4 protein-coding genes and 1 pseudogene are annotated in these 2,525 nt (G+C 37.2%); 3 read left to right on the forward strand and 2 right to left on the reverse strand.

Annotated elements, in window-relative coordinates:
• Positions 1 to 556 (forward strand): toprim domain-containing protein (locus MHI57_RS24945; RefSeq protein ID WP_340978960.1); only part of this gene is annotated, 556 nt, incomplete at its 5' end.
• 6 nt (positions 557 to 562) lie between these two features.
• Here the strand turns inward: MHI57_RS24945 and MHI57_RS24950 are convergent.
• Positions 563 to 760: pseudogene (locus MHI57_RS24950) on the reverse strand (helix-turn-helix transcriptional regulator); the annotation flags it as partial.
• A gap of 55 nt (positions 761 to 815) precedes the next feature.
• Complete coding sequence (locus MHI57_RS24955; protein WP_340978962.1) at positions 816 to 1,049, reverse strand: helix-turn-helix domain-containing protein; 234 nt, start codon at positions 1,047 to 1,049, stop codon at positions 816 to 818.
• Between the two features lie 128 nt (positions 1,050 to 1,177).
• Here MHI57_RS24955 and MHI57_RS24960 point away from each other — a divergent pair, with 128 nt between their 5' ends.
• Both MHI57_RS24960 and MHI57_RS24965 read left to right on the forward strand, forming a co-directional pair.
• A complete protein-coding gene (locus MHI57_RS24960; RefSeq protein WP_340978964.1) occupies positions 1,178 to 2,335 on the forward strand; it encodes an AimR family lysis-lysogeny pheromone receptor in 1,158 nt (385 codons plus the stop codon).
• A 15-nt stretch (positions 2,336 to 2,350) separates the two neighbouring features.
• Positions 2,351 to 2,494 (forward strand): hypothetical protein, encoded by a 144-nt coding sequence (locus MHI57_RS24965; RefSeq protein WP_340978965.1) that lies wholly within the window; start codon positions 2,351 to 2,353, stop codon positions 2,492 to 2,494.
• Positions 2,495 to 2,525 lie beyond the last annotated feature (31 nt).

The following is a 2,525-nucleotide window of genomic DNA, read 5'->3' on the forward strand; positions in this document are numbered from 1 at the left end:
TAGCGAGCAGACTCAGCGTCAGGCGGGCGTCTTATATGATGCGAAAAGCAAAGCGGCAGTATTTCCTTGGCGCCTAGCTAACGGACGCCTGGCGAATATAAAGCACCGACAAACGCGCGGCAAGGTATTTTGGTACGTAAAGGGCGCGATTCCAATACGCGAATTGGTTTACGGCATGGAGAAAGCTGGCAGGCAAACGATAATATGTGAAGCGGAAATAGATGCGTTGAGCTGGCGACAGGCTGGTTTCAGCGCTATTGCTACAGGTGGCGCGAGCTTTAACGAATATAAGCGGGATATGATCGTAAGGTCGGGCGTTGAAGAACTGTTAATCGCGACAGATAACGATAAGCCTGGCGAGAAGTTGCGGGAAGAGATTGAGCGAATGATGAATAGGCGAATTAGATTGCGACATGTTTACGTGGATAAGCGAGTTAAGGACGCAAATGAGGCGTTGGTTAAGCTGGGAGTTGAGTCGTTGCGTGAGAGTGTCGGCGTGTCGGAAGGCGGTCGATTTTTATCCGTGATTTCACGGAGTTCAACGCTGGGTAAGTAACGCCTCTTACCCGTTGCGTGACGGCTCATCTTCGGGCAACCATTCGTAAAAGTCTTCAATACGGCAATCGAGAATATCGGCGAAGACTTTTGCGGTTGGTACTTTTAGTATATATCGGCCAGTCTCATAATCGCCGATCAATTTTACATAAACGCCGGATCGTTCGGATAATTGTTGCTGCGTTAATCCTCGCGCAAGGCGTCGGTCCCGAAGTAAGCACCTTCCGACTCGTGTCGTAGTGTCTCACCTCATTATGTAATTATTTACTGCATTTGTTCTCGTTATTATTATCGACAGAATGGAATCTGATTTCAACTACTTTTTCTATAGGTACGTTAAGGATCATACAAATTTCTTCTATTTTAAGAAGAGATACGGATTCATTTTTGTTAATTTTCGCAATCGTTGTAGGGTGAATACCTTTAGAACGCAAACTACTTATAACAATACCTTTATCACTTAGAGTCTTAAACAAAGGAGCGTAAGTAATCATTTTTTCACCTCTTTTGGACTATTTTGAAAATAAATGTTCACTTTTATGAACATTATATGTATAATCATATTAAATATTACATTCTTTGTCAGCCATAATCAATTAAAATAAACAAGGAGATGTAGAAAATGTTAAGAAAAATAATTAGATCATTAATGGAGAGGCCCGATAAAGATATTACTAACTTAGAATTAGCTAAAGCAATTAATTATGATGACTCAACAATATCAAAATGGTTTAGATATGAAAACGAATTATCGTTCCCAGCCTACTTACTATCAATCAGATATTTGTCCCCTGAACGAGAAGACGAACTCATGGATATTATCGCTGAAGAAATGATAAATACAGAAAATCGACAAAATTGTAGATTAATGATGGAATACGCCTCAACTAGAAGAAACTTTCCACTACTTCAAAAACTCATAAATTCTCAAAGAAAAGCACCAAGACCAAATAATGATTGGGCAGCTATATATGATTTATCACTTAAATTTCAAAAACGAGAACATCCGAACGAGGAAATCCTAAATATGCTTATAGCATACAAACCGAAGACAGTTGAAACAAAAGTGTTTCTAAATATTTTAAAAATAAACACACTATATATGATTGGTGAATACTCCTACATGCTTAAATTAGCAAAGTCAACTGAGTCGGACTTAGAAAACATTACAAACACTTATATAAAAGAAACTTATACTTCGAGAATAAATGAAATATTTGCAAGAGCTTATTTATATCAAAGAAACGATGTGAAAAAAGCGAGGTTTTTTGCAAAAAGTATAATAAATTCTAAATTTATGTGCGCTAACTACACTTCTCATTTGTATCATCTATTGGGTACATCGTACGTATTCGAAAATCGAGAAACAAGCCTTAATTACTTTAATAATTATGTTGACATTCTTAGACATCAAAAAAGGTTTGATTTGGTTGAGGAAGTTCAGTGTTTAGACATTTTTTTTGTTAATACTTACTGGGGTCAAACTTCTTGCGAAAATACTACGAATAACCCTCTTGAATTAATGCATTATTACGCGAAGACAGGGAAGGTAGATTTGGTGGAAGAATTGTATATGAGTAACAAAGAATTTAAAAATAACCCCTTTGCTTTATGTTATTTAGGGATGGCACGATCAAACCCACAATTATTACTTCAATCAGTAGCAAATTTCATCGAGGACGGAAATAAATTTTTTGCAGAAATTCCGAGAAAACAGTTAGAAGATTACCCTGATCTATCCTTCTCCGCAAGTGTGATGTGTAAAATAAAAATAGCATGAGGAGTGTTTTAAACTATGAAGAAAATATTAATAGCATTAGCATTGGTCATTTCTGTTACAGGTATTTTGTTTGCAACTAACGTATCGGCATCAATCGGTAAAGATAATACAGAGTTGGATGTAGCGATGCCTGGGGTAGGAGGTATCGGAGGGAATTAAATATTTTTTAGGAACACCGATGACCCCGGTG

It is taken from the genome of Cytobacillus sp. FSL K6-0129, from assembly GCF_038007625.1.
Taxonomy (GTDB): Bacteria; Bacillota; Bacilli; order Bacillales; family Cytobacillaceae; genus Cytobacillus; species Cytobacillus kochii.